Raw genomic sequence first — 1,068 nt, 5'->3', positions numbered from 1 at the left:
CGTAGCGCCGTTCAAACTCTACAGGTGACAGGTCGCCAGTGGAACCGTGGCGGCGGTTAGGGTTGTAGAACATCTCGATGTAGTCGAATACCTCGGCGCGAGCGGCGTCCTTGGTGGGATAGATCCGCCGCCTGATCCGCTCGCGTTTGAGCAGGCCGAAGAAGCTCTCCACGGGTGCGTTGTCGTGGCAGTTGCCACGCCGACTCATGCTGCACACCAAGCCATGGGACGCCAGGAAACTGCGCCAGTCATCGCTGGTGTAGACAGACCCTTGGTCCGAGTGAACCAAGCAACCAGTGTTGGGTTTGCGCCGCCACACCGCAGATAACAAGGCCTGCACGACCAACTCGGTGTCGGCCCGATCGCGCATCGCCCAGCCGACGACCTGCCTGGAAAACAGATCGATCACAACAGCCAGGTACATCCAGCCTTCATGCGTGCGGATGAAGGTGAAATCGCTCGCCCAGGCCGTGTCCGGCTCCGTCACGTCGAACTGTCGGTCAAGCAGGTTGGCCGCCGCCTTGCACTGCATTCCTCCATGGAAGCGCGGTTTGCGACCATAGCCCACCTGGGCACGCAGTCCCTCGGTGCGCATCAGCCGATGCACCCGATGGCGACTGCAACGCTCACCCAGCTCGCGCAGATCCTTGGCAATCTTGCGATGCCCATAGACACTGCCGCTGGCCAGCCAGTGGTGCTTGATTAGTCCAAGCAAGCGATCATCTTCCTTGGCGCGCTCACTGTTGGGCGAGCACAACCAGGCGTAATAACCCGACCGGTTGACCCGCAATACCCGGCACATTGCACACACCCTGAATTCCCCGCAGTGGGCTTGCATGAAGGCGTACTTTGCCTTTACCCCTTGGCAAAGTACGCGGCGGCCTTTTTTAGGATGTCGCGCTCCTCGGTCACTCGACGCAACTCTGCCTTCAGCCGCCGAACCTCGGCGCTCTGGTCCACCTCGGCGCGATGCACCACGCCAGACTTGCCGAACTTGCGCAGCCAGGCAGGCTGTGCGTCGTGACACCCAGCCGCTCCGCGACTTCTGCCACCTTGAACCCACGATCA

At 61.5% G+C, this 1,068-nt stretch carries 1 pseudogene; it reads right to left on the bottom strand.

Annotated elements, in window-relative coordinates:
- Positions 1-1,068, bottom strand: a pseudogene (locus XpruCFBP8353_RS23035) (IS3 family transposase); the annotation flags it as partial.

It is taken from the genome of Xanthomonas prunicola (genome assembly GCF_002846205.1).
GTDB lineage: Bacteria > Pseudomonadota > Gammaproteobacteria > Xanthomonadales > Xanthomonadaceae > Xanthomonas > Xanthomonas prunicola.
Note: the sequence above shows the minus strand (reverse complement) of the source record. Positions and strands in the feature narration are given on the sequence as shown.